General features: G+C 49.0%; 1 protein-coding gene and 1 pseudogene. Both read left to right on the top strand.

Annotated elements, in window-relative coordinates:
• Window positions 1-1021 (top strand): helix-turn-helix domain-containing protein (locus tag B5E53_RS19425; protein ID WP_162611983.1); only part of this gene is annotated, 1021 nt, incomplete at its 5' end.
• Window positions 1008-1223: pseudogene (locus B5E53_RS18625) on the top strand (hypothetical protein); the annotation flags it as partial. The gene B5E53_RS19425 and the pseudogene B5E53_RS18625, both read left to right, overlap by 14 nt.

Here is a 1223-nt window from a genome sequence, read left to right as displayed (position 1 = left end):
GGAGAAAAACCGTCTGGTCAAATTCCAGATTACCGACTGGCAGAATGATAATACTGCCCTGAAATACAATTATCCCTGCAAAAAGGATACTGGTTTCTTCTTTTTCCCTATTGGAAAAGCTCACAAGCTGATCCAGGCAGGCAAATGCTCGGAGATGGACATTCTGCTCGACCTGTGGATCCACGCTGTATACAATGATCCGTCTGTCCTCTGCTCTGACACCGGCCCTGTCGTTTATTATCGGAATAATACCGGTTCCCCTCTGACCAGCTTCCAGACACTGGGAGATCGTTGGGGACATTCTAAACCTACTGTCTCAAGGCTATTAAAAAAGCTGGAGAAGATGAACCTGATCACCCTGGTATCCTTCCGTGGAAATCACGGGAGCATGATATACCTAAACAATTACCTTTCCATTATGTTTAACATCAGCGACGTACTGATTGACAAGGAGGAGATCGCCATGAAAATGAAACTGCCGATTTACATTCCAAAAGAAACACCTGCAGAGGAACCCGCAGAACCAGAGTCTGTGTGCGTACCAGAAACGGTGACGGATGAACAGATTACTGTTTCAAATCCCATTCCCTGCGTTCCAATTTCGCACATCCGCTACATGGTCAAAAAAGTCGCCAAACTCCTGGATACACAAGGGATTTCCTGCTGTCACTGTCCACGGACCAGGTATATATTATCTCCTTTATCAGACTGCAAGGATAGTATACCTGTAATTGGTCTAAATATTATCTGCCCCTTTGGAGCCGCAAACTACCGGTTTGAGCTGACCATAGAACCCAGGTCGGAGTCTGCAAAGCTGGAGCCTGAAAAGAAGACCGGACAGCAGCACCGAACCGTACTGGCGAACACTGCCCTTCCGAAAGAGAGCAGGACAGGACAGCGGGCTAAAAGGATGCACAAGATGGAACCACCGGAAATCTTACTGCCGGATCTTCCCCCGCAAGTACCGGAAAATCCGGGAACCGGAAGTCAGGAAGGAGGTGATCTGTATGCCGAAGCGTAAAGGACAGGACTTTCCAGCACCGGAAGAAAATCCCCGGTTTCATGATACGTACCAGTTCCTGCGCCGTTACCGGGATGCCACATACAGCCTGAAAGTGGTCGTTCACCAGATGGAGAACCAGTTCAAGGTGCAGTACGGTTCCAGCATTGATGAGTTCCTGGACTCCACTTATGCAGCCGGGGCAGACCTGGCAGGAAGTGAC

This window comes from Eubacterium sp. An11, assembly GCF_002161065.1.
GTDB lineage: Bacteria > Bacillota > Clostridia > Lachnospirales > Lachnospiraceae > Anaerobutyricum > Anaerobutyricum faecale.
Note: the sequence above shows the minus strand (reverse complement) of the source record. Positions and strands in the feature narration are given on the sequence as shown.